At 39.9% G+C, this 23,622-nt stretch carries 19 protein-coding genes and 1 other RNA gene; 9 read left to right on the top strand and 11 right to left on the bottom strand.

Annotated elements, in window-relative coordinates:
• Window positions 1-49 precede the first annotated feature (49 nt).
• From GR929_RS01305 to GR929_RS01295, 3 genes are all read left to right on the top strand, one after another.
• Window positions 50-1,864, top strand: a complete 1,815-nt coding sequence (locus tag GR929_RS01305; RefSeq protein ID WP_159517105.1) for a BatD family protein — start codon at window positions 50-52, stop codon at window positions 1,862-1,864.
• Between the two features lie 11 nt (window positions 1,865-1,875).
• Window positions 1,876-2,625: a tetratricopeptide repeat protein gene (locus tag GR929_RS01300; protein WP_159517104.1), complete on the top strand. Its 750-nt coding sequence runs from the start codon at window positions 1,876-1,878 to the stop codon at window positions 2,623-2,625.
• 95 nt (window positions 2,626-2,720) lie between these two features.
• On the top strand, window positions 2,721-3,587 hold the full coding sequence (locus tag GR929_RS01295; RefSeq protein ID WP_159517103.1) for an enoyl-ACP reductase FabI: 867 nt from the start codon (window positions 2,721-2,723) through the stop codon (window positions 3,585-3,587).
• A 53-nt stretch (window positions 3,588-3,640) separates the two neighbouring features.
• On the opposite strand, the gene GR929_RS01290 is transcribed toward GR929_RS01295, so the two are convergent.
• Window positions 3,641-4,117, bottom strand: a complete 477-nt coding sequence (locus GR929_RS01290; protein ID WP_159517102.1) for a hypothetical protein — start codon at window positions 4,115-4,117, stop codon at window positions 3,641-3,643.
• 181 nt (window positions 4,118-4,298) lie between these two features.
• On the opposite strand from GR929_RS01290, the gene GR929_RS01285 reads away from it, so the two are divergent.
• Window positions 4,299-4,712, top strand: coding sequence for a VanZ family protein (locus GR929_RS01285; RefSeq protein ID WP_159517101.1), 414 nt, complete (start codon window positions 4,299-4,301; stop codon window positions 4,710-4,712).
• Window positions 4,713-4,715: 3 nt separating this feature from the next.
• Here the strand turns inward: GR929_RS01285 and GR929_RS01280 are convergent, their stop codons facing one another.
• Window positions 4,716-5,237 carry a UpxY family transcription antiterminator gene (locus GR929_RS01280; RefSeq protein WP_159517100.1) on the bottom strand — a complete coding sequence of 174 codons (522 nt, stop codon included), beginning with the start codon at window positions 5,235-5,237 and terminating at the stop codon, window positions 4,716-4,718.
• 347 nt (window positions 5,238-5,584) lie between these two features.
• Here GR929_RS01280 and GR929_RS01275 point away from each other — a divergent pair, with 347 nt between their 5' ends.
• Window positions 5,585-6,748, top strand: coding sequence for a glycosyltransferase family 4 protein (locus GR929_RS01275; protein ID WP_159517099.1), 1,164 nt, complete (start codon window positions 5,585-5,587; stop codon window positions 6,746-6,748).
• 17 nt (window positions 6,749-6,765) lie between these two features.
• Here the strand turns inward: GR929_RS01275 and GR929_RS01270 are convergent, their stop codons facing one another.
• The 3 genes from GR929_RS01270 to GR929_RS01260 form a co-directional block, all read right to left on the bottom strand.
• The gene (locus GR929_RS01270; RefSeq protein ID WP_159517098.1) at window positions 6,766-8,196 is read right to left on the bottom strand and encodes a capsule assembly Wzi family protein; all 1,431 of its coding nucleotides are present in this window, start codon (window positions 8,194-8,196) and stop codon (window positions 6,766-6,768) included.
• A 94-nt stretch (window positions 8,197-8,290) separates the two neighbouring features.
• An RNA gene (gene rnpB, locus GR929_RS01265) (RNase P RNA component class A) lies at window positions 8,291-8,675 on the bottom strand.
• 42 nt (window positions 8,676-8,717) lie between these two features.
• Window positions 8,718-9,755, bottom strand: a complete 1,038-nt coding sequence (locus GR929_RS01260) for a Smr/MutS family protein (RefSeq protein ID WP_159517097.1) — start codon at window positions 9,753-9,755, stop codon at window positions 8,718-8,720.
• A 72-nt stretch (window positions 9,756-9,827) separates the two neighbouring features.
• Between GR929_RS01260 and GR929_RS01255 the strand changes: the two genes are divergently transcribed.
• On the top strand, window positions 9,828-11,063 hold the full coding sequence (locus tag GR929_RS01255) for an S-adenosylmethionine:tRNA ribosyltransferase-isomerase (RefSeq protein WP_159517096.1): 1,236 nt from the start codon (window positions 9,828-9,830) through the stop codon (window positions 11,061-11,063).
• A gap of 439 nt (window positions 11,064-11,502) precedes the next feature.
• Here GR929_RS01255 and glyA read toward each other — a convergent pair whose 3' ends face one another.
• Window positions 11,503-12,783, bottom strand: coding sequence for a serine hydroxymethyltransferase (glyA, locus tag GR929_RS01250; protein WP_159517095.1), 1,281 nt, complete (start codon window positions 12,781-12,783; stop codon window positions 11,503-11,505).
• A 423-nt stretch (window positions 12,784-13,206) separates the two neighbouring features.
• Here glyA and GR929_RS01245 point away from each other — a divergent pair, with 423 nt between their 5' ends.
• Window positions 13,207-13,680 (top strand): aminoacyl-tRNA deacylase, encoded by a 474-nt coding sequence (locus GR929_RS01245; RefSeq protein ID WP_159517094.1) that lies wholly within the window; start codon window positions 13,207-13,209, stop codon window positions 13,678-13,680.
• A gap of 149 nt (window positions 13,681-13,829) precedes the next feature.
• Complete coding sequence (locus GR929_RS01240) at window positions 13,830-14,240, top strand: hypothetical protein (RefSeq protein ID WP_159517093.1); 411 nt, start codon at window positions 13,830-13,832, stop codon at window positions 14,238-14,240.
• 30 nt (window positions 14,241-14,270) lie between these two features.
• Here GR929_RS01240 and GR929_RS01235 read toward each other — a convergent pair whose 3' ends face one another.
• The 5 genes from GR929_RS01235 to GR929_RS01215 form a co-directional block, all read right to left on the bottom strand.
• Window positions 14,271-15,353 (bottom strand): fatty acid desaturase family protein, encoded by a 1,083-nt coding sequence (locus GR929_RS01235; RefSeq protein WP_159517092.1) that lies wholly within the window; start codon window positions 15,351-15,353, stop codon window positions 14,271-14,273.
• A gap of 273 nt (window positions 15,354-15,626) precedes the next feature.
• Window positions 15,627-16,472: a LytTR family DNA-binding domain-containing protein gene (locus tag GR929_RS01230; RefSeq protein ID WP_159517091.1), complete on the bottom strand. Its 846-nt coding sequence runs from the start codon at window positions 16,470-16,472 to the stop codon at window positions 15,627-15,629.
• A gap of 157 nt (window positions 16,473-16,629) precedes the next feature.
• Window positions 16,630-18,399, bottom strand: a complete 1,770-nt coding sequence (locus tag GR929_RS01225; protein ID WP_159517090.1) for a chloride channel protein — start codon at window positions 18,397-18,399, stop codon at window positions 16,630-16,632.
• Window positions 18,400-18,412: 13 nt separating this feature from the next.
• Window positions 18,413-20,194: a chloride channel protein gene (locus GR929_RS01220; RefSeq protein ID WP_159517089.1), complete on the bottom strand. Its 1,782-nt coding sequence runs from the start codon at window positions 20,192-20,194 to the stop codon at window positions 18,413-18,415.
• A 44-nt stretch (window positions 20,195-20,238) separates the two neighbouring features.
• The gene (locus GR929_RS01215) at window positions 20,239-22,629 is read right to left on the bottom strand and encodes a penicillin-binding protein 1A (RefSeq protein WP_159517088.1); all 2,391 of its coding nucleotides are present in this window, start codon (window positions 22,627-22,629) and stop codon (window positions 20,239-20,241) included.
• A gap of 127 nt (window positions 22,630-22,756) precedes the next feature.
• Between GR929_RS01215 and GR929_RS01210 the strand changes: the two genes are divergently transcribed.
• On the top strand, window positions 22,757-23,620 hold the full coding sequence (locus GR929_RS01210; protein WP_159517087.1) for a TIGR01777 family oxidoreductase: 864 nt from the start codon (window positions 22,757-22,759) through the stop codon (window positions 23,618-23,620).
• The last annotated feature ends 2 nt before the right edge of the window (window positions 23,621-23,622 follow it).

Below are 23,622 nucleotides of genomic sequence, written 5' to 3'. Positions count from 1 at the left end.
ATTATTTGTTAATTTTAGCAAAAATTTCAATCGAGCATAATTAAGCAAGATGATTAAAAAATTTATTGTAACACTATTGCTTCTCATTCCGGCATTTTTCGCCGATGCCGACAGCGTAAAATTTACCATGTCGGGACCCAATGTGGTCTCAGTAGGTGAACAGTTTCGTTTATCATTCACACTAAACGAACGTGGGACCGATTTGCAATTACCCGACATATCTAATTTTGATGTTTTAATGGGGCCATCCACCTCGCAAAGTTCGAGTGTGCAAATCATTAACGGACAGACGACTCAATCGGTCAGCTTTTCTTATATTTTTATTTTACGTGCTAAGGAAGAAGGCAAATTCACAATTCGTCCTGCATCCATTAAAGTTGATGGGAAAGTATATGAATCCAATGAATTGAGCATTCAGGTAGTCAAGGGACAAAAGCCACAAAGTTCCACAAACAGTCAACAGCAGCAATCGTCAACCACTGCCAGTGGTTCTATCGATAAAGATGACCTCTTTGTGAAAGTGGATCTGGATAAACGCAACGTTTTTAAGGGCGAACAAATTATAGCGACTGTTAAAATTTACGTTGCACCCGATGTGCCAATCACTAATTTCGATGATGTGAAACTCCCCTCCTACGCCGGGTTTTGGACACAGGAGATTAACATTCCAAATCAAATCAGCTTTACACGAGAAGTATACAACAACAAGATCTACCAGGTTGGCGTATTGAAGAAAACCATCCTTTTTCCACAGCAAACCGGAAAAATCACCATCGATCCTTTTGAAATCACCTGTTTGGTGCGTCAGCGCATTCGCCAGCAGCGAAGCTTCTTCGACGATTTTTTTGATAATTACCGAAACATTCAGGCTAAAGTGGTTAGCCCTCCGGTTTCAATCAATGTTAAAAACCTTCCTTCAGAACCAGCAAGCTTTACCGGCGGCGTTGGTAATTTGAAGTTTTCGGCTTCGTTGGATAAAAATCAGCTTAAATCGAACGAAGCAGCGACTTTGAAGATTACCATTTCGGGAAGCGGAAATCTGCGCCTGATTGATGCTCCGAAAGTTGAATTCCCGGCTGATTTTGAAGTTTACGACCCGAAAACCAGTGAGAATTTAAATACATCGAACGGCGGATTAACCGGAAGCAAAACGTTTGAATATTTGTTTATTCCGCGTTTTGCAGGCGAATATTCTATTCCGCCTGTTAAATTTGCCAGCTTTAACCCGGTTAGTCGGAGTTTTGAATACGCTCAGTCCAAAGAGTTTACCCTTCAGGTAGAAAAAGGAAACGATGACCAAAATACAACGGTTACCAGTGCGTATTCGAAAGAAGATGTTCGCTTCATTGGAAAAGACATTCGCTTTATAAAACAAGGTCAGTATAAACTGAAGCCTAAGGAATCATCGTTCTTCGGAAGTTTGGCGTTTTACTTGCTTTATTTGGGTGCTGCACTGCTTTTTACTGTGATTGCCTTGGTATATCGTAAAAAGCTGAAAGAGAATTCCAACATGCAACTTGTTCGAAACAAAAAAGCCAATAAAGTGGCTCGTAAGCACTTGAAAGTTGCTGCTGGTCATTTAAAAAATAACAACGACGAGGCTTTCTACGAGTCCGTTTTAAAAGCTTTCTGGGGATATCTGAGTGATAAATTAAGTATTCCGCTTGCTGATATGAACCGACAAAATGCTTCGGAATCACTGGAAAAACGTCAGGTTTCACCAGAGGTAATCACCGACTTTATTCATATTGTCGACACGTGCGAATACGCCCGATATGCACCAAGTGCAGTTGAATCGACCAAAACAGAACTGTACGATAAAGCCGCCGGCTTAATGGGGAAATTGGAAAGACAAATTCGTTAATAGAAAAAACAATGAAAACATTTTTTCAAATCATATTCATTCTATTCTTTTCGTTGAATGCCCTCGCTCAGCAAAGTTTACTCGAAAAAGCAAATGAGCATTATACGAGTCAGGAATACGATCAGGCCATTGAAGCATATAACGAGATTCTCAATGGTAATTTAGAGTCAGCCGAAGTTTATTTCAACCTGGGCAATGCATACTTTAAATCCGGTCAGGTTACCCAGGCAATCATCAACTACGAACGTGCCAAATTATTGGCACCAAACGATGAAGATATTCAATTCAACCTCGAACTGGCCAATCAGCATGTTGTTGATGCCATTGATCCACTTCCTAAAGTATTTTTTGTTCGATGGTGGAACAATATTGCCAATCAGTTTTCGACTGATGGATGGGCAAAAATCAGCATTAGTTCATTTATCTTAGTTCTAATTCTAGCCGGACTATTTCTTTTTACCCGGACAATAGCGATAAAACGTCTCTCTTTTTGGCTGGGCATTTTTATTATAGGCATTTCAATTTTTAGTTATAACTTTGCCGCCCGGCAGAAAAACCGAATGAAGAGCCACAATTTTGCCATAATTACTCAACCTAGTGTAACTGTTAAAAGTTCGCCATCGGAAAGTGGTACAGATTTATTCTTGATTCACGAAGGGCTAAAGGTGGAAATAAAAGACAGTTTAGGAAACTGGAGAGAGGTTCGAATAGCTGATGGCAATCAGGGATGGCTCCCTGTCAGCTACATAGAAAAGATTTAAAAATCAAATCAGCCGGCAAAAGCCGGTTTTTTGTTGTATGATAATTTTTTACAACCATTTTAAACGAGAGTTGTTTTACTCATAAATTTAAAATCATGGCTTATAATTTACTTAAAGGTAAAAAGGGAATTATTTTTGGTGCTTTAAATGCTGACTCCATTGCATGGAAAGTAGCTGAAAGAGCCCACGAAGAAGGAGCAACCTTCACACTTACTAATACTTCCATTGCCTTACGAATGGGAGACACAGCTAAACTAGCTGAAAAATGTGGTGCAGAGTTAATTCCTGCAGATGCCACCAATGTTGAAGAACTTGAAAACCTTGTAAAAAAATCAATGGAAGTCCTTGGTGGTAAAATTGATTTTGTTTTACACTCAATAGGGATGTCGCCCAATGTTAGAAAAGGACGCCACTATAGTGACCTTGATTACAGCTATCTCGAAAAGACGCTTGATATCTCAGCGATTTCATTCCACAAAGTACTTCAGGTTTCACGCAAGTTAGACGCAATTAATGAATGGGGATCTGTGGTTGCCCTTTCTTATGTCGCAGCACAGCGTACTTTTTATGGGTATAACGATATGGCTGATGCTAAATCATTGCTGGAGTCAATCGGACGTAGTTTTGGCTATATCTACGGACGTGAACGTAATGTGCGCATCAACACCATTTCGCAATCGCCAACAGTAACCACTGCCGGTAGCGGTGTAAAGGGAATGGACAAACTGCTTGACTTTGGTGAGCGTATGTCGCCGCTTGGGAATGCAACAGGTGACGAGTGTGCAAATTACTGCATTACTCTTTTCTCCGATTTAACGAAGAAAGTAACCATGCAAAACCTTTTCCACGATGGAGGATTCTCATCCATGGGAATGAGTTTAAGAGCGCTTGAACAGTACGAAAAAGGGCTGGATTGTGACTGCGATTGTGGTCCTGCGGAAGGAGAACATCAATACGATTAATCGAAAACAACAATTGATATTCAAAGACGAAGTTTTAAACGCTTCGTCTTTTTTTATGCTTTCAAAAACCGAACATCATCCTGATAGTCGAATTGAATATCTTCATGGAGCTTCTTAAGCAAGCTCTCAATCTTGACAACCTGACGAGCATAAATATTCCGCAATGCTAAACTCCTGTTGAGAGGAATTTTCGAGGTTCTAATTTTGCGACAGTAATAGATCAATAAATCCAGTTCGGTGGTTTTAATTCCCGAGTACTTGATGTACTTGGTCGTATCTTTTAGTATTTTGCGCAAGCTCTTTTTAATCAAATAAGTGTTTTTCCGATTCATACTTTCAAAACCGCTATCAATCTCATTTTTTACAGACTGAATATATGCTGCTTCATCATCAGCTTCGAACAATAAATAACTAAGCAATTCTTTATTATCTTTTTTATATTTTGCTAATCTGATGCATAACGATTGTAAATCTTCTGGAGAATAGATTTTTAGTTCATCTCTTAATTCTTTTAGTGAAGCAGCTTTCATGAATGATTTTTGTATTAATAATTTGATAACTGAAACATGACAACGATGTTTCAACCATAATAAGCATAAATTTGTTTCTTTGAATCTAAATTAATCGAAAATAGCAATTTCGACCACCACCCCTAAACTTTATCATATTGAAAAAAAAGTTATCAATTTGAAAAAATCAACTCATCAAAAAATGAAGGAAGTAGCAATCGACAACAAAATAATAAAAAAAATCTTCAGCTTATTTTCATTCGAGATAAGACTGCTAATATCACTCCTCTACCTAGGCATCATTGTCTTACTGTCTTTATTACCAATTGACGACTTTCCCAAGGTGCCATTATTCCCGGGAGCCGACAAGTTAATTCACATGATGATGTACTTTCTATTCTCTCTCCTAGTCTTGTGGACCTTTCATGTGAAAACGAATATCGAACGTTGGAAGCTTTACTTGTTTATTATTGGCTGGGGTGTTTTTATGGAATTTCTTCAAATTACCATGCGTTTAGGCAGGCATTTTTCCCTGCTTGATATCTGCGCCAACATCTCGGGTGTATTAATCGGAATCGCCCTATATAAGTTCGTTATTAACAAGTTAAAGATATAAAACCTATTTTATTGATTCAACTTTTTCAACGAGTTCAATTGGAACATCAGCAAAAACAGAGCATCCTAGCGATTCAAAACGCATACCGATTCTTTTTCGACCTTTGATCTCTGAGATCTCTCCTTCCATTCCTTCCAACGGGCCACTCAAAACCTTCACTTTATGGCCCTTAGTCAGGTTTTCATTGGTAACTTGTACAGCATCATTAAGTTTTTCCAGAAATACTCTTAAATCCTGAATTTGCTTTTCTGGAATCTCGGCTCGCGTTCCTCCAAAACTAACATAAGCGACAACCCCGGAAGCTTGTAAAACCTTAACATACTCCCGATTACTGACCTTTACAAACAGATAGCCCCGAATAAGAGGTTCTTCTACAACTTTAATCCGATCGCTCCATTTTTTCTTCGATATTTTAAGTGGCAAATAGGCATCTATACCTATAGATACTATGTCTTCGAATGATCTTTTCTCAGCACGCGATTTGACATAAACGGCATGCCATTTGTAATCCCCCTTTTTCAGCATAACAAAAAAAATATAATTAGCTAACGCAACTATTATTTAAAAGTACCATCATGTTTAATAATAATCCTAATTCCAATTTATCCAGCGTCAAAAATAATCATTAAACAAAAAATGAAAGCAATCTATATACAACATTTGTTCGACACGGTCGTTTTCACCCGCAACAAAGTTACTTGATCTAATCTTGCTAATCGATAGAAGTTTTTCAGAAGAGCTCATAAACAATAGAATAACAAACAATTACGCATCACTATAATAAAAAAAGAGACAAAAGGAAACATTTTAATAATATTAAAACCTGCTGACAAACATATTAAGGTATTACTTTTGCATTAAACCATCTGATTATGGAACAATACTTATTCTACATATTCTGCACAATCACAATAAGCTTTTTCATCACTTATGTATGCATTCCCCCAATTGTACGTATTTCACAAGAAAAAAAATTATTTGACGTACCTAATTCACGAAAATTAAACAAAACTGTTATTCCGACATTAGGCGGTGTCAGTATTTTCATTGGGATAACCTTAAGTTCGATCTTATTTATCGGACAGATTGAGTTTCCCGAATTCAGATACATATTTGCTGCGCTCATCATGTTATTTTTCATCGGACTGAAAGACGATATCCTGATCATTGCTCCGATGAAAAAATTATTGATTCAGGTACTAGCCGCCGGCATTTTGGTTTTCATGGGCAATGTGCAAATCAGCAGCCTATCTAACTTATTTTACCTCAATCAGATTAGTATTTGGATGAGTGCTCCGATTTCATTTATGCTTCTACTTTTTCTTATCAATGCGATAAATTTAATTGATGGGATTGATGGGCTTGCAGCTTCAATCACAATCTTAGTTTCATCAGTACTGGGCGTATGGTTTCTGATAACCGGACACTTTGCATACACCATTTTGAGTTTTGCGGTAGCCGGAAGTTTATTAGCCTTTTTACGCTTTAACCTTTGGGGAAATGAAAATAAAGTATTTATGGGCGATACTGGCTCGTTAGTATTAGGATGCTTATTAGGTATTTTGGCGATTAAATTTTTAAGCTTTAACCTGACTGCTCCCGAGATGGTAAGAATTCACAATGCACCTAACTTTATTCTTTCGTTACTCATTGTGCCGGTTACCGATACTTTACGGGTGTTTGCTATTCGTCTTTATCAGGGGCGTTCACCTTTTTCGGCAGATATGAATCACATTCATCATATTTTAATTCGTTCCGGGATGAAACATATTCAAGCAAGTGGTTTTTTGGTATTATACACGCTATTCTTTGTTTCATTGAGCATTTCATCACAAGCGTATTTATCTACAACTATAAGTTTTCTTTTAACGCTGGCAATCAGTTTCGCAGTGATAGGATATTTGCACAGACGTTCTGAAAAAATTATCAAGAAAAGATCAAAACAAATTCAGCTTACCCGTCGTGTTTTATCAACCGGAATTCCGGTTCACCAAGATCCATTCAAATTTATCAGGTCAAAAAAGAGACTTGCTTAAAACAATAATCCGGTAGATTATTTCAATGAATAGCTCAATTTAACAGCCGCTCCAAAATCGGACGGTAATATTGAGCCATGATCGTAAGCTAGCTGAATACCACACCGCAAAGGAATATTGGGCAATATGTAAGTCGCCTGAACTGACGCCGAAAGAAACTCTTTAGGTGAAGCATACTCGGCATTGTGCCTCCCATAATGCTTCGAATAACTAAGCTTTGTTTTCCATTCGATTGAGTTGTTAAGCCACCCACTTAAGCCATTGTGAATTGCCCAAAACCGGGTATTATCAAAGCCTTTCGATATTCCATCCTCATTAAAAACCGGGATGAATAATGGAATTCCAATCATCCGGTCGTAGCTCACAAAACCCGATTTATAAACGCCATGCGTAAAATAATTATCTTCTCCTTGGCCAATCTCATAATCGGGTCGGCTTGGGTCCGGATGGTATTTGTGATGTTGCCCACTTTGATCCCGGGTATTGGCATACTCCAGCACAGCAGACTCTATAAAGGGTTTATCAGCTACATGCTTCCAGTACACCCCCCACAAACCATCAGGAGCGTTTTCGAGCTGAATACCAGAGCGATCTTCCCAAGGATGTTGCCAATACAATTTCAGATAATTGCTTTCGCCATTGTACTCCAACGACGCCAAGTATTGACCGAGCTGATTTCCCGCCACATTAGCCCGATCAATTGCCGGAGCATCGCTACTTCCTACCCTACCGGTTATATATCTGAAATAATCTTCAAGCCCGGGCATTTTAAAGTCGCCGCTGCTGGATGTAAACGTACCACCCCAAAAAACCCAATGATCCAAACCGGCTGAGAGAGTCCACTTGTCGGTTATTGAATAATTTACGTCCAATCGTTTATGGTGTAAGTTCCCATCATCAACAATTCGGTCATCAATTAACAAATACTCGTTGTATTCAAAGTCAAAAGCAAACCTACTCAACCACCCATTTTGAAATAGCTTGAAGTCGGTTGTTCCAAAACCAACGCGTGGCAATGGACGTGCGTTATTCGACAAATAGAAATTTCCGTTTGTTAGTGATAAGCCATTGGCAAAAACCGGCTCTGCCTTTGCTCCAGCATGCAAAAACCACTTTTTAAAGTGCAGCTGCGCCCAGTATTCATTCGGATGAAAGGCCGAATTCTCCGATAGTTGTCCAACTAAGTTCACTCCATAGGCCAGTTGAAATTTATCTTGCAGGTTATGGTCAGCTTGTTTTACGTACTCCATAATAAACAGCTCCTGAACCGGGGCTGAGCCATCGACCATTCCCTGCTGATTCATTTGCAACCAAAAGGGAACACCGTCGCCACTTGAGATAATGGTATTAGAATGAATCGTTAGTGCTGGATTGGTATCAGCTACCTGAGCAAAAAGTACAGTAGCAGCAAAGAATAATGCGCTAAGAAATAGTAAACTCTTTTTCATGAGTGAGTGGATTTCGTTATTGACCGAAAAGTATAAAATACAGACAAACTATTTTAACATATCATTGAAAAAATAGTTTGTCTGTATAAAAATTAAAAAACGCAGACCTGTAAGCCGGGTTCTGTATCCTTCGTCAAATGACCAAAGACCTCTATCATTTATCTGGCCGCAGCATCACTGCAACGATCTAGCAACCTACCCCTCACGACTTTCAACCAGGTTGAAATGGAACGGGCCGCTCCTGGTCGTGATATATTTGGTCTTGCAACCCACGAGGCGTACGGCTCTCGAAGTTACCTCCGAAACCGGTGAGCTCTTACCTCACCTTTTCACCCTTTCCCCGGCAAGCCGGGGTGGTTATTTTCTGTTACACTACTGCAAGCTTTCGCCCGCCTTCCAATTAAGAAACATGGTGCCCTGTGTTGCCCGGACTTTCCTCCCTTCAATATAAATTGAAGAGCGATAGAGCGGTCTGCGCTGCAAAATTATGAAAAACGCTGAACTATGCTAGTCAGCTCATTTTATTTATGCAGAATAACCATGGTTGCCCCATAGCCATACTCCTGAAAACTGGCATCCTGAAAGTTATACTTTTTATACTTATGCGTGAGCTCCCGACGAATTTCCTGCTTGAGTGTTCCATTTCCCAACCCATGAATAAAAACGGCTTTCTTTATTCGCTTTTTAATGGCCTCATCCATTTTCTCATGAAAATGATTCATTTGTAAATCCAACATCTCCTTGTTCGAGAGTCCGGCGGTATCATCAATTAACTCGTGGATATGTAAATCAACTTCAAGCAGATCTGTATTTTCAACAACTCGTTTTCGTTTACGGGCAGGCTCCTTAGCACTTACTGCTTTCTTCACCTCCTTTTCAGTCAGGTTTTCAACCACCTTTTCCATCGGATTTGGGGTCAGACTTACAACCATCGCCTTTTCATTAAAAAACTCGTTGGAGGTAAAACTACCCGACTTATAGAACTTCACCGGGTTAATTTTTACTGACGCTTCGACAGGACGTTCCAACTGACTGGATTTTTCGCGATAGCAGATCAACTGAAAGAAATATTCCGGCAGCTCGGCAATATCAACCTGGGCAATTGAATCCAGCCACAACTTGGTATTCGGCTCCAACTCCCCAGCTTCTTTTGAGCTATATTCGTTTCCCTTCAACTCTGAAAAATGATATAAAACTGAAAAATTGCTATCGTTAATCAAGTACAGTTTGATGGTTCCTTCCAGCGGATTTCGGCTATCTTCAGGCACAAAGGCCAACTGAAAATTGGGTTTGTCATTTCCTTCAATCAGCACAGCTTCTTCCTTTACCGGCTCGGCAACCGGATCTGGCTTTTTCGGATTAGCTTGCGCTGCAAATTGCTCGACACTTGGCTTTTTAGCGTATTGTTCTTCACCAACAAGCACCAAGTCGGACACTAAAGTCGGAATTTCGAAACCGTCTTCATTTTCAACGTTAACCAAAGACTTACTAACTACTTTGGTCACAACACCACCACCGACATCATTCATAAATTTTACCCGATCTCCTACTTTCATCATAGTTCGCTATATTTTACTACAAAATTAAGAACTATTTTAACCGAAAATAATATTTCAGTACTTTTGCCGCCCATGAGCGAAAAAACTTCGATAAAACCGGTTTTCAATCAAAGTGCGCAGGCATTGAATTACAATTTGCCGGACGAACGTATTGCGAAATATCCATTGAGCGAGCGCGATGCGTCGAAATTACTCGTTTGGAAGAATGGTGAGATATCGGATGTTAACTTTCGCTCTATCGCTGATTATTTGCCCGAAAACAGTTTACTGGTTTCGAATAATACCAGAGTTATTCGTGCACGACTTCCATTTCAGAAAAAAACGGGGGCACAGATTGAGATTTTCTGTCTTGATCCGGAATTGCCGGCCGACTATCAGCTCGCGTTTCAGCAAACCCAACAATGTAGCTGGAACTGCATGGTAGGCAACCTGAAAAAGTGGAAGCAAGAGCCATTGGAACGGGAAGTTGACGTGAATGGAAAATCCATTACGCTCACTGCCCAAAAGTTGAATCAGGAAAAAGGGAATGTAGTTGTTCAATTTACCTGGAACGACCAATCGGTTGACTTTGCCTCGCTGATTGAAGCCTGCGGAATATTACCCATACCGCCCTACCTCCATCGCGAAACTGAAGCGAGCGACCACGAACGGTATCAAACAATTTATTCGAAAATAAAAGGTTCGGTGGCTGCTCCAACAGCGGGGCTGCACTTTACCGATGCGGTATTTCAATCATTGAAGGAAAAATCAATATCGCTGGCTGAAGTGACGCTGCATGTTGGTGCCGGAACGTTTAAACCGGTTAAGTCGGCTACCATTGCCGACCATGAGATGCACTCGGAAACAATTGTTGTTTCGCGGCAGTTGATTGAAAAGCTCCTCCAAAACAAGGGCAAGCGAATTGCGGTGGGAACAACGTCAATTCGCACGCTGGAAAGCCTTTACTGGCTGGGCAAATCAATCATGAAGAATCCGCACCAGGCGCCCGATAAATTGCATGTAAAGCAGTGGTCGCCCTACGAAGCTGCCGCCCACGAACCTGCTGCCGATGTGTTGCAGGCCTTGCTCGATTATATGGACCAAAACGAACTGCCTGTGGTAATCGCTTCTACCCAAATCATTATTGTACCGGGCTATCAGTTTCGTTTGGTTGACGGTATGATTACCAATTTTCACCAACCACAAAGCACCTTGCTTTTGCTTATTTCAGCCTATTTGGGCGACGACTGGAAACGGGTGTATCAGCACGCGCTCGACAACAACTACCGTTTCCTCAGCTACGGCGATAGTAATCTGTATTTGAAATAGACGACTCGTACGGCCCGGGTTAAACGTAAGTTTTACACACCGAAGATTACCTGGAAAGCATTTACCACTTTCTCATCAGTTCATTTGGACAAAAATAATTTTCCAGAAGCTTGTCAACGACAGATGAGAGCAAAATAAATTTTCCAGAAGCTTGTCCAATCCACGTGAGAACAAAAAATATTTTCCAGAAGCTTGTCCAATCCACGTGAGAACGAAAAAAATTTTCCAGAAGCTTGTCCAAGCCACATGAGAACGAAAAAAATTTTCCAGCATGCTGTCCATGCCACGTGAGAGCGAAAAAATATTTCCAGAAGCTTGTCATCCGCTTTTGAGAAAACTTGCAACGGCCAATACCTACAGGCGAAACCGCTAAAAAGAAGTGCAAAAAAAAGGCACCCGTTTGGAGTGCCTTTTCAATATTATTCAGTCAGAAAGTGTACTACCAAGCAAATAATGGCAGGTCTTTCATCATTTTATTTACTTTTTCGCGAACCGATGTAATCACGGCTTCGTTCTCAACATCGCTCAATACCTCGTCAATCAAATCAACAATAATTGGCATTTGGTCTTCTTTCAAACCACGAGTTGTAATGGCTGGTGTTCCGACACGCAAACCGGAAGTTGTGAATGGCGAACGGCTATCGAAAGGAACCATGTTTTTGTTGATGGTGATATCAGCTTTTACCAGGGTGTTTTCAGCAACTTTCCCTGTCAATTCAGGAAACTTGGTCCGTAAATCAATCAACATACTGTGATTGTCTGTTCCGCCTGAAATTACTTTGTAGCCTTTATCAACAAAAGCCTGCGCCATAACGGCTGCATTCTTTTTCACCTGAGTTTGGTATTCTTTATACGAAGGATCAAGTGCTTCGCCAAATGAAATCGCTTTCGAAGCAATCACATGCTCTAGTGGTCCTCCTTGTTGTCCGGGAAATACAGCGAAATCCAATACGGCCGACATCATTTTTGTCACCCCTTTCGGCGTTTTAAAGCCAAACGGGTTTTCAAAGTCTTCACCCATCAGAATAATACCTCCACGTGGACCACGTAATGTTTTATGGGTTGTTGATGTTACAATGTGGGCATGCTTTACGGGATTTTCCAATAATCCGGCAGCGATTAAACCAGCCGGGTGAGCCATGTCAACCATAAACATCGCCCCCACTTCATCAGCAATTTTACGCATGCGGGCATAATCCCATTCGCGCGAATAGGCTGATGCTCCACCAATAATCAGTTTTGGTTTGTGCTCGCGAGCCAACGCTTCCATTTCATCGTAATCAACCAAACCGGTTTCTTCTTTTACATGGTATGCAATTGGCTCGTATAAAATACCCGACGAATTAACCGGAGAGCCGTGTGACAGGTGGCCTCCGTGAGAGAGATCAAGACCTAAAAATTTATCGCCCGGCTTAAGAATAACACTCAATACCGCCGCGTTTGCCTGTGCTCCGGAGTGCGGTTGCACATTGGCATATGCTGCGCCAAAAACTTCTTTCAACCGGTCGATGGCCAATTGCTCAGTCATATCAACACACTGACAGCCGCCATAATAACGTTTGCCCGGATATCCTTCCGCATATTTATTGGTCATTACCGAACCCATCGCTTCCATGACTTGCTCGCTAACAAAGTTTTCAGACGCAATCAATTCAATTCCGCTCAACTGACGCTGGCGTTCTTTTTCAATAATGTCAAATACAATTTGATCTCTTTTCATCGTATTAAAAATGTTTACTTTATGGGTATAAGATGGAACTTCCGGAAAATCCTGGTCATTCTTTTTTGTCCCAACAACAGCGGGAACAGAATACCAAAATTTGCGATCGTTTCATTTGATAATTATTTTCGATAACGAATTTAAAGTGCAAAGGTAAAACTTTTTATCTCGTGCCGAAACGATTAGAAATTAACAAACATCTGTTTTTTTGAACGTTTAACATTGAGAAAACCTTCGCCTGTGAGTTCAATACGATCATCCTTTTTCGAGTAGTAACCTTCTTCAGGATTGCGGAGTATAAACTATCAGAGTAAGTTGTCAACTAAGCTACTGCTTGCTTTACGATATTACCTTCGACTGCGTACTTTGATTTTATGCCTTGATTTATTGATTGTTTTTACTGAATGATTTAAAACGACCGTTATGCCAATAGAAAAACTAAAAAAGTATCTGGATCACTACAACATTGAGTACATTACCATTCGCCATTCGCTGGCATTTAATGCCCAACGAGTTGCCGCAACCACACACATTCCCGGAAAGGAATTGGCTAAAACCGTTATTGTAAAAGTAGACGGAAAGATGGCCATGGCAGTACTGCCGGCTTCGTACATGGTAAACCTCGACCTTCTGAAAGAGCAAATCGGTGCCAAAACAATTGAGTTAGCCAACGAAATGGAATTTAAACGATTTTTTCCTGAATGCGAAATTGGAGCAATGCCACCTTTTGGAAACCTTTATGACATGCAGGTTTTTGTTGCCGAAAGCCTGGCTGAAGATGAAGAAATAGCCTTCAATGCCGGAACCCATGTGGAACTGATACGCATGGCATATGCCGATTTTGAACGTTTGGTGCAACCCTTTGTTATGAAATTTGCAAAAGCCAGAACTGCTTAACAGGTTCACCAACCTGAAAATAGACAAAAGAAATCTCAGCTGAATGGAGGTTTCTTTTTATTTTTTAATTTCACGCTGCCAATGCGGTGAAAACTGATTGAGATTTCCAATTAACAAGAGATAAATGGACTGAAGGTTATTCATAAATTATGAAGCAAAACAAACAACAACTCCGAGAAAACCAACCATTACTATTCGTTGCATCTACCTTTCTGAGTTTGATCGGAGGTTTGGCTGGCTTTTTGCTTTTTAGTGTGGCTGCCTTGATGTTCGATCGAACCAAAGCCCTGGTTATTCAGCTTACCAATATAACCAGCATGGACAATATCACGCCGCTCTATTTCCTGATGTTTGCCGCACTAAGTCTGCTCTCCTTCATTGGAGTATTTAAAATGCGTAAATGGCAAAAAGCAGGGTTGTTTTTCTACTTGGGGGCACAGCTTGCCATGCTTTTTCTACCGGTGCTCTGGCTCAATTGGAATGCTTTTTCAGTCGTTAATACAATCTTCACAAGCTTGTTTCTTCTAATCTACCTGATGTTCTATACCCGCATGGGCTAGTTCATTGCAACACGTTGCACCCCTGCATAATTAGTGCCCTAGCCTTCTGAGCATGTTGAAGTGCATTCTCAACGCATAAAAAAAGCTTGGCTGAACATGATACGGCAAGTTATAGCTCTTTGCTGTATCAGCCACTAAAACTGAAATTTTCCGGTAATGCACATGGCAAATCGCCGGAAACAAGTGATGTTCAACCTGGTAATTCAGCCCCCCGACAAACCACGAGAACAACCGGTTATTGGGTGCGTAATTGGTCGTTGTTAACAGTTGATGAATGGCCCAGCTATTTTCTATTGAACCTTCGTTATCCGGCGTTGGATACTCCGAAGACGGCATAACGTGGGCTGTTTGAAAGATAACCGTTAAAATGAATCCACACACAGCGTGCATGCTCAAGTAAAAAATGACTACCAGCCACCACGCCACAGGCAAAACAAGAATTGGAATTACCAACATGTAGGTGTAATAAATGATTTTCGATAGAATCAGCTCAGTTAATAGTTTGCTGATGGATTTCTTCTTTCCTTTAAATGCACCAGCCTTTGAATAGCGATACAGTTGTCTGAAATCCTTGGTTGTTGTCCACATAATTGTCATTAAGGAATAGAGAACCCAGGCATAGAAATGTTGAAATCGATGAAAACTATACCTTGGGCTATTGGGTGACAACCGCAAAACTGCTCCGGCATCAATATCTTCATCGTGCCCTTCTATATTGGTATAATGGTGATGCAATGTGTTATGCTGGTATTGCCATGTGCGTGAAAAGCCGCCTAAAAAATTCAGTGAATATGATAATACCTTATTTACAGTTCCTTTTTTTGAGTATGAATTGTGGTTGGCGTCATGCATGACTGAAAGCCCGATTCCAGACATCCCAATTCCCATCAATATAAAAAGAAAAAACAATGCAAATGGATTTGTTACTACTGAAAAAACCATTAAGAAATAAGGTATGAGGTATAAGGAAAACATGAAAATGGTTTTAAATACCATACCTGAATTTCCATATTTCGAAATCTGGTTTTCCTCAAAATAATCGAATATCTTTTTTCTCAATTCATTGATAAATTCTTGTTGAATCGTATTTTTAAATCTGATTGTTGTTTTCATGTTCTCCTGTTCTAGTGTTATTATTCAGCTACTTTTACAGCCATATACTATTCTCCAAAGCCGAATCAGCATCCATCAGGTCAGGTGTTCTAACACTGTTTTGTTTTTGTTGTTTCGATGGGGAATTGATAACTCGTTCCGGCAATACACACAAAGATATTGCATTTCAATGCGCTTTAAATAAAAAAGGGGTTAATGACCGAATTTGACGGAGAAACGAGCTAAAAGGGGTTTAATAACAGGAAAGTCCGGTGGGTGCCATTCACCCCTAAACTACAAAGACTCTCTGATTTTCAACAGGTACTGACGTGAAACAGGTACCGGTTCATCAAAGTGACGCAATTGTAACTGATGGCTATTGAATTTGCGATTTAGCTTCTCAATTTCGTTGGTATTAACAATACTGGTACGGTGGCAACGAACAAAATTGGGGAAAGGCCTGAGTTGTTTTTCCAGCGTTTTAAGTGTATTTCGGATCAGCTTCTTTTTGGTGCTATTTCCTTCCCCGTATATAATTTCAACGTAGTTATCAGCCGATCGAAGCAGAATAACTTCCGCCACCGGTAAATTTAGTTGATCGGTGCCGTATTCTGAATTAAACTCAACCATCTGAGTCAAATAATCATTCTCATAGCGCGCAATCTCTTTTAAAACATTCTCCTTCTCCTTCAATAAGATGGTATTCTGAAACCGCAAATCCTGGTATTTATCAAAGATATTTAGAACAACCGGCGAGACCATGCAGATAAGGGCCAATTTAAAAATGACGTAAAACGATATGTCGACCTTTCCCACATACCTCAAATAAAAAGAAAGCGCGGTGGTGCTCAACAAAAAAATGAAAAAACCACAAGCATAAGAAAATAAGAGTTCATCATCCGTTTGCGAATATTTGGTTTGCGCTATAGCACGAAAAACACTTCGAATAGTTACAACGAAAAAAAAGATGATAGCTACAAAGCCAGCGACAAATAGTAACCGATTATTAAAATCGAAATGGTCCAAAGGAAAGGGCTGAAAAAAAAGCACATATAAGAAAATCCCAAAGGTAAGCCACAGGAAAAAACCGAGGTTTTCTCTAATTTGAGTTACTAACCGATTGATTTTCTTATTCGCCATCCGCACGTCTTTTTTGTATTCGCCTATGATTCATCACTCACTCAAAGTTAACCCATTTTATTGATATCGAATATCGGTTGCACTCATTCTCAACAGCCAGCAGTTATTCGGGTATACGCTGTCCGTTCCATTCAGTTGATCGTTATTCCCGTTGCGTTTAATCATGCGAAAAAGTACGCACGGTATTTCGGTAGTTCGAAAATACTTTAGCCCGGGAGATAAATCCAATGTATTTCCCATTATCGATAACTGCTAGATTGAAACGTCCACTCGTTTCAAATTTTTCAGCAACAACATGCATGGTATCCCCGGGTGAAATAAAATACTCGGGCATGTACATTAAGTCTTTTACATAAACAGTTTCGTACAAATCCTGATTAAAAATGATATCTCTTATATCATTCATTTTAATCATTCCACGCATAACTCCACTGGCATCAACCACCGGAAAAAGATCGCGCTTCGACTTGGAAATAGACTTGGTTAGATCTCCCAAAGTTGCCTCGGGAGAAATAATTTCGAAATCAGTTTCAATCAAATCCTGAACTTCCATAAAGTGAAGAACCGCTTTATCCTTATGATGCGTTACCAACTTTCCATCGAGGGCTAATCGCTTCGTATATATCGAGTGTTCTTCGAATCGGACTATTGTAATATAAGCGACCAACGATGCAATGATTAAAGGAAAGAAAAGTTCATAGCCTCCTGTGATTTCGGCAGTTAAAAAAATACCCAGCAAGGGCGCATGCATAACACTCGCCATCATCGCTCCCATACCTGCCAATGCAAAGTTATCGAGTGGTAAATTTAGCCCAAAGACGAGATTCAGAAAGAAAGCCATAAAATAACCACCAATGGCTCCTACAAAAAGTGTTGGTGCGAAAATTCCACCGATTCCACCACTAGCAGTGGTAACTGCCATGGCAATTACTTTAAAGCCTAATAAAAGCACTAAAAAGACAACAAAAAACCAAGGATTATCGCGCAAACCGTAAAATAAGGAATTGTCTAACAATTCCAGACCAAGTTCGTTAAACACTTTGTTTATGGAATTATAGCCTTCACCCCAAAGTGGCGGAAAGAGAAAGATCAAAACTCCAAGAGCAGTTCCACCGTAAACCATACGAAGCCACTGCTTTTCGATACCTTTCATAACTTGTTCTACCCACATCGCGACTCTTGTAAAATACAAGGATACAAAGCCTGCAAAAATACCCAAGGCGATATAAAAAGGAACCTGATCGGCCTGAAAAGTGTGGATCAGATTGAACTTGAATAGCGCAACATCACCCATAAAATAAACGCTAATTACTGCAGCAGTAATCCCCGATATTAATAAAGGAACCAGTGAAGCCATGGTTAAATCAAGCATTAGTACTTCCAAGGTAAAGACGATGCCAGCAATTGGTGCTTTAAAAATTCCGGCAATAGCTCCGGTAGCTCCACATCCAATCATTAAGATAACATCGGCATGTCCGAGTTTAAAGAAGCGAGCCAGGTTTGCGCCAATCGAAGCTCCCGTCAATACCACGGGAGCCTCAGCTCCTACTGATCCACCAAACCCAATCGTGAAACTACTGGTAATCATGGAAGAAAAAGAATTGTGCGACTTAATCTTTCCTTTATTATTTGAAATTGAAGACAAAATTTTAGCGACGCCGTGTCCAATATCATCTTTAATAAAATACCGAATAATCAGCACCGTGATCGCAATTCCGATTAAAGGAAAGGCCAGATACAGAAAATTTTCATCGGTCGTAACAAAGTGGCCAACTAACTGTTCTCCAATAAAGTGAATTAATTTTTTTAAGATTAACGCAGCCAATCCACTGACAACTCCAATTATGAAGCTTATCCAGTATAGCCTTTTCTTACCCATTAGCTGTTTCGCCAATGATTTTAAATCAATCTTGTCAATCCCCAACATTATTAAATTTTGCTTAATCGTGTGATAAATGTGCCATTCGCTTTCTGTATGTCGAAAAAACGCGAGCTCTGGATATAAAACCAATGTATTTGCCCTGATCGATTACTGCCAGATTATAACGTTCACTTGACTCAAATTTCTCAACAACCTGTTCCATCGAATCAGACGTTGAAATTGAATGCTCAGGCAAATACATCAAATGACTAACATGAACCTTATCGTAAAGCTCTTGACGGAAAATCAAATGTCTCACGTCATCCATTTTCACCATTCCTTTCAAATAACCATCTTCGTCAACAATGGGGAATAAATTCCGGTGTGCCTTGGAAATTGCTTCAGCCAGATCGCCTAAAGTTGAGTTTGGTCGCAGCACAAGAAAGTCAGTTTCAACTAACTTTTTCACTTCCATCATTCGAATTACATTGAGGTCTTTATCATGAGTCATTAGTTCCTTTCGCTTTGCCAGCTGAATATGGTAAACAGAATTTGATGTAAACGCTTTAACCGTAAGGTATGCAAAAGTTGACACGATCATTAATGGTACAAATAATTTATAGCCACCGGAAATATCAGCAATCAAGAAAATACCGGTTAACGGAGCTTGCAAAACTCCGCCTATTAATCCGGACATTCCAATCAGTGCGAAGTTATTTACATTTAATTGTTTTAACCCAGTCATGTTGACAAATTGTGCGAAAAGCATTCCAGAATTAACACCCATAAAAAGTGTTGGGGCAAAAATACCGCCAATACCACCACTACCAAAGGTTATTGAAGTGGCAACAATTTTTAAAAGAATTACAGCTATAATCAATACGAACATACTCCACATTTCTCCTTTAAAGCTGTAAAAGATCGAATCATCGTACAAATATCCTAAATCTCCTTCTAAACACATATTGATGGCTTCGTAGCCCTCTCCATAAAGTGCTGGGAAAAAGAAAATCAAAATTCCCAAGCTCAATCCACCAACCGTAAGTCGTATTCGCTTTGTACTAAACCCCTCAAAAAGTTTTTCAATGTATAAGTACATTTTGGTGAAATATGCCGAAATCAATCCGGCAAATATTCCTAGAACAATATAGTATGGAAGGTCTGACAGTTCGAAGCTGGTCTCAACATTAAATGGATAAAGTACGTCTTGCCCCATAAAAAAGTAAGAAGTCAATACCGCTGATGAAGATGCCAATAAGAGAGGAACCAAACTAAAGGTAGTCAGGTCGATCATAATAACTTCAACCGCAAAAACAATGGCAGCAATGGGTGCCTTAAAAATAGCTGCCATTGCTCCGGCAGAAGCACAGGCAAGCATCAATATGGTATTCTTGTAATTAAGTCTGAATACTTTTGAAATCCAGGATCCGTAAGCTGCTCCGGTAGCAACGGTGGGTCCTTCTAACCCAACAGAACCACCAAAGCCCACAGTAAATGCAGAAGTTATTACCGATGAAAACAGGTTGTGTCTACTCAGTTCGCCCTGGCGCATTGAAATACTGTGCAAAACATTGGGAATACCATGACGAACCGGTTTTTTTATAATATAGGTAATAAACAAAACAGTGATGAAAATCCCTGTAATTGGAAGAATTAGGTAGATGTAATTTTCAACATAATGCCCCAGCGATATATTGTGCACTAATCGTTGCGTCAGCCAAACAGCATTTTTAATTATCGTTGCTGCAATTCCGGCAATAATACCAACAACCACACTCAGAATCACCACAAAGTGGCGTTCGCTCAAGTGCCGTAAACGCCAACGGTGAAAACGAACAATTAAAGACTGCTTATTCTCCATTTGTTCGCAAAAATAATAAAAGGCAGTCTAAAATCGGGGAGAAACTATTTTTTCTTTTTGAAAATTCCCTTGATTACTTCCCAAACTTTTTTCTTTTCTTTCTTCTCCGGATTTTTAACCTCTTTCAACTTCTCTTCTTTCGATTTTCCGGCAAATATTCGTTCAATCAAATTGTCTTTATCATCCAAATCATAAAACTCCCGGTAGTGAGGAATTGCCAGATCGGCCAATAGCCCGTTATCCAAACTTGGAAAATCAGCATACTGCATCGTTTTATATCGAGCATCACGATAAAGCTTACTGTAAAACTTACCTACAATTGGTAAAGCCATGTATGCTCCTTGTCCATATTTTATTGTGCGGAAATGAATTCCAGGATCTTCAGCTCCAACCCAGCAACCAGTTACCAATTCAGGAGTGAGGCCAATGAACCATCCGTCAGACTGATTTTGCGTTGTCCCTGTTTTACCGGCAAAATCGCCAGAAATTTGATAGGTATTTCGGATCGAGCTCCCCGTACCACCATTCACAACCGATTCGAGCATGTGGGTAATAATCTGACAATTGACACCATTCAACGAAGTTCGGGTGGCTGGTTCCCGTTTATATTCAACCAGCCTGTTGCCTTTGTTATCACTGATTGAAACAAGGTAATTGGGTTCAACACGAGTTCCTTGATTTAACATGGTTGCATAAGCAAAAAGCAAGTCCTTCAAACTAATTGAAGCTACACCAAGCGCTAAAGAGGGAAATTCGGGCAAATCAGCTTCTAATCCCAATTCCCGACAAGTCTCAATCGTTTTCTCGATGCCTGTTTTCATCATTACATCAACTGCAACTGTATTTAATGACTGACTCAACGCCCCTTCCATTGAATAATACCCCGTATACTCTCCGTGTGAATTACTCGGCGACCAATCCTGATAATCTTCATAGACTTTCTTTTCATTTGGGTAATACTCAAATGGGCTTTGTCCGTCTTCAAGAGCTGCTAAGTAAACAAACGGCTTAAATGTAGAACCAACCTGACGCGCTGACAAAACATGATCGTATTTAAAAAAGCGAAAATCAATCCCCCCAACCCATGCTTTTAGGGCTCCTGTTGATGGTTCAATTGCTAAAAAACCGGCATTAAGTAAGCGTAAATAGTGTTTAATTGAATCAAGAGGGGTTGTTTCAACCTGTTCGAGTCCTTGGTAGGTAAAAAAAGTTGTCTTTATCTTCGAATTGAAAGCCTGATCAATCTGCTCTTGCGTTTTGCCAGCTTTAGTCATCTTCTTATAGCGCTCCGAACGATGTATTGCACTCTTCAAAATGTTCGGTTTCCCTCTCCATGGCTCGGTTTTCCCCCAGTGGTTATCAAATACATTTTGTAAGTTTTCCATGTACTCTTTCACCGATTGTTGCGCAAAATACTGGAAATCGTAATTCAGGGTTGTTTTAACCCGCAGACCATCGGTAAATAAATTATATGGTTCACCGTTTTCTTTGGTATTGTTTGAGCACCACTCCATCAATTCCGACTTTAGCATCTCGACAAAATACGGTGCCGGCCCTTCGTTGTAAGAAATCCGTCGGTATTTTACACCCAGAGGCTTCTCCTTAAAAACCGCTCCTTGTGCTTCTTCCAGAAAGCCATTTGCGATCATTTGATTGATGACCACATTGCGCCGTTCTTTCGAACGTTCAGGATTAATTCGGGGATTGTAGCTGTAGTTGGCTTTCAGCATACCAACCAACACCGCTGATTCATCTACGGTAAGGTTTTTAGGACTTTTGCTGAAGAATCGTTCTGCAGCGACCTCAATACCAAAAATGTTTTCTCCAAACGGAACCGTATTCAGATATAGTGTCAGAATTTCTTCCTTGGTATAAATGCGCTCCAAACGATAGGCAATAATTGCCTCGCGCAGTTTATTAACCGGCATACTAAACACCCACAAATCATTTCGTGGAAATAAGTTTTTAGCAACCTGCTGACTCAAAGTACTTCCGCCGCCAGCACTTTTATCCTGTAGCAAGATCGTTTTGAAAAGTACACGCATAAGCGCAATCTCATCAATCCCGCGGTGTTCATAAAAACGAGCATCCTCTGTAGCAATCAGTGCATTGATTACATTAGGTGATATTTCATCAAATTGAACGTTGCTCCGATTCTCAATATAATAGCGACCGAGTAACCGACCATCCTCTGAGAATACTTCTGATGCCTGTGGGTTTTTGATATCATTCAACTGATTGGAACTCGGAACATGGCCTGTAAATCCCAAATAAACAGCCATGAAGAATATAAAAAAGAGAATAAAACCAACAGCAAAAAGCTTAAGCAGAAACATCCAGACATTTCTCTTTTTTGCTTTCGATGATCGTTTTTGTTTTTTTCGTATTGGTTTTCTCTTTTGGGATGGTATCTTTTTTGACCTTTTTGTCGCCATTAAAATCTATTTTAAAAACAAAATTAGATAAATAAAACGATTCAATAGCCGGATGTTGTACTTACATTCAAAAACTTTTCAGTTACTAAGATTGTCTTAAAACTAACAATTAGATAAAAACAGAAGTATGAGAATTGCAATTACCGGATCGGGAGGATATATTGGAACAAACATAATTGAAAAGCTAAACCAACGGAATGTTCAAATTATCAGGATTGACCGCGAACTGTTATATGGAGATTATCAATTACTCGCTGAAAAGCTGCACGAAACAGATGCAGTAATTAATTTGGCAGGAGCTCCGATTATTCAGCGTTGGACCAAAAAAAATAAATCAGTTATATACAACAGTCGTGTGCAAACAACCCAAAATCTGGTTAAGGCCATTAACGCAATAAAACATGCTGACAGACCTGGAATAGTTGTGTCAATATCGGCCATTGGTATTTACCGAGATGAATTATCTCACGATGAAACAAGTACCAGGTATGCAAATCATTTTGCAGCTCGCGTGATTGATGATTGGGAGGATGCATTGGTTGGGCTACCAGAAGATATCCGGCGTATTATTTTCAGATCAGGCATTGTAATCGGCAAGAACTCACCATTTATGAATCGTCTGCTACCTGTTTTCAAACTAGGGATTGGTGGAAAAATAGGTAACGGCAAACAAGCTTTCCCGTTTATTCATATTGATGATGTACTGCAAGCTTTTGAAATCGCACTTACTGACGAATCATATTCGGGTATATACAATTTAGTAGCTCCGGAACAAACTTCGAATCAGGAATTCACAAAAAACCTTGCAAAGAAAATAAGTCGTCCGGCATTTTTTCAAGTTCCTGCTGTCGCATTACGCTTACTTTTCGGTAAAGCTTCGAATCTAATTTTGAAAAGTCCGGTAGTTGTGCCTCAGCATTTGATTCAGCAAAATTTCAAATTCATTTATCCTACCCTTGACGAATCACTCAATGAGATTATAAACGAATAAAA

The organism is Sunxiuqinia indica (assembly GCF_009847015.1).
Lineage (GTDB): Bacteria > Bacteroidota > Bacteroidia > Bacteroidales > Prolixibacteraceae > Sunxiuqinia > Sunxiuqinia indica.
The sequence above is the reverse complement of the archived record's forward strand: the minus strand, read 5'-3'. Positions and strand labels throughout refer to the sequence as shown.

Bases quoted from the DNA above. Each gene is read 5' to 3' on its own strand.
- GR929_RS01220 (WP_159517089.1), bottom strand. From the start codon at position 20,194: ATGGAGAATAAGCAGTCTTTAATTGTTCGTTTTCACCGTTGGCGTTTA.
- GR929_RS01210 (WP_159517087.1), top strand. From the start codon at position 22,757: ATGAGAATTGCAATTACCGGATCGGGAGGATATATTGGAACAAACATA.
- GR929_RS01255 (WP_159517096.1), top strand. From the start codon at position 9,828: ATGAGCGAAAAAACTTCGATAAAACCGGTTTTCAATCAAAGTGCGCAG.
- GR929_RS01280 (WP_159517100.1), bottom strand. From the start codon at position 5,237: ATGCTGAAAAAGGGGGATTACAAATGGCATGCCGTTTATGTCAAATCG.
- GR929_RS01270 (WP_159517098.1), bottom strand. From the start codon at position 8,196: ATGAAAAAGAGTTTACTATTTCTTAGCGCATTATTCTTTGCTGCTACT.
- GR929_RS01300 (WP_159517104.1), top strand. From the start codon at position 1,876: ATGAAAACATTTTTTCAAATCATATTCATTCTATTCTTTTCGTTGAAT.
- GR929_RS01230 (WP_159517091.1), bottom strand. From the start codon at position 16,472: ATGGCGAATAAGAAAATCAATCGGTTAGTAACTCAAATTAGAGAAAAC.
- glyA (WP_159517095.1), bottom strand. From the start codon at position 12,783: ATGAAAAGAGATCAAATTGTATTTGACATTATTGAAAAAGAACGCCAG.
- GR929_RS01275 (WP_159517099.1), top strand. From the start codon at position 5,585: ATGGAACAATACTTATTCTACATATTCTGCACAATCACAATAAGCTTT.
- GR929_RS01260 (WP_159517097.1), bottom strand. From the start codon at position 9,755: ATGATGAAAGTAGGAGATCGGGTAAAATTTATGAATGATGTCGGTGGT.
- GR929_RS01235 (WP_159517092.1), bottom strand. From the start codon at position 15,353: ATGAAAACAACAATCAGATTTAAAAATACGATTCAACAAGAATTTATC.
- GR929_RS01290 (WP_159517102.1), bottom strand. From the start codon at position 4,117: ATGAAAGCTGCTTCACTAAAAGAATTAAGAGATGAACTAAAAATCTAT.
- GR929_RS01305 (WP_159517105.1), top strand. From the start codon at position 50: ATGATTAAAAAATTTATTGTAACACTATTGCTTCTCATTCCGGCATTT.
- GR929_RS01245 (WP_159517094.1), top strand. From the start codon at position 13,207: ATGCCAATAGAAAAACTAAAAAAGTATCTGGATCACTACAACATTGAG.
- GR929_RS01285 (WP_159517101.1), top strand. From the start codon at position 4,299: ATGAAGGAAGTAGCAATCGACAACAAAATAATAAAAAAAATCTTCAGC.
- GR929_RS01215 (WP_159517088.1), bottom strand. From the start codon at position 22,629: ATGGCGACAAAAAGGTCAAAAAAGATACCATCCCAAAAGAGAAAACCA.
- GR929_RS01295 (WP_159517103.1), top strand. From the start codon at position 2,721: ATGGCTTATAATTTACTTAAAGGTAAAAAGGGAATTATTTTTGGTGCT.
- GR929_RS01225 (WP_159517090.1), bottom strand. From the start codon at position 18,399: ATGTTGGGGATTGACAAGATTGATTTAAAATCATTGGCGAAACAGCTA.
- GR929_RS01240 (WP_159517093.1), top strand. From the start codon at position 13,830: ATGAAGCAAAACAAACAACAACTCCGAGAAAACCAACCATTACTATTC.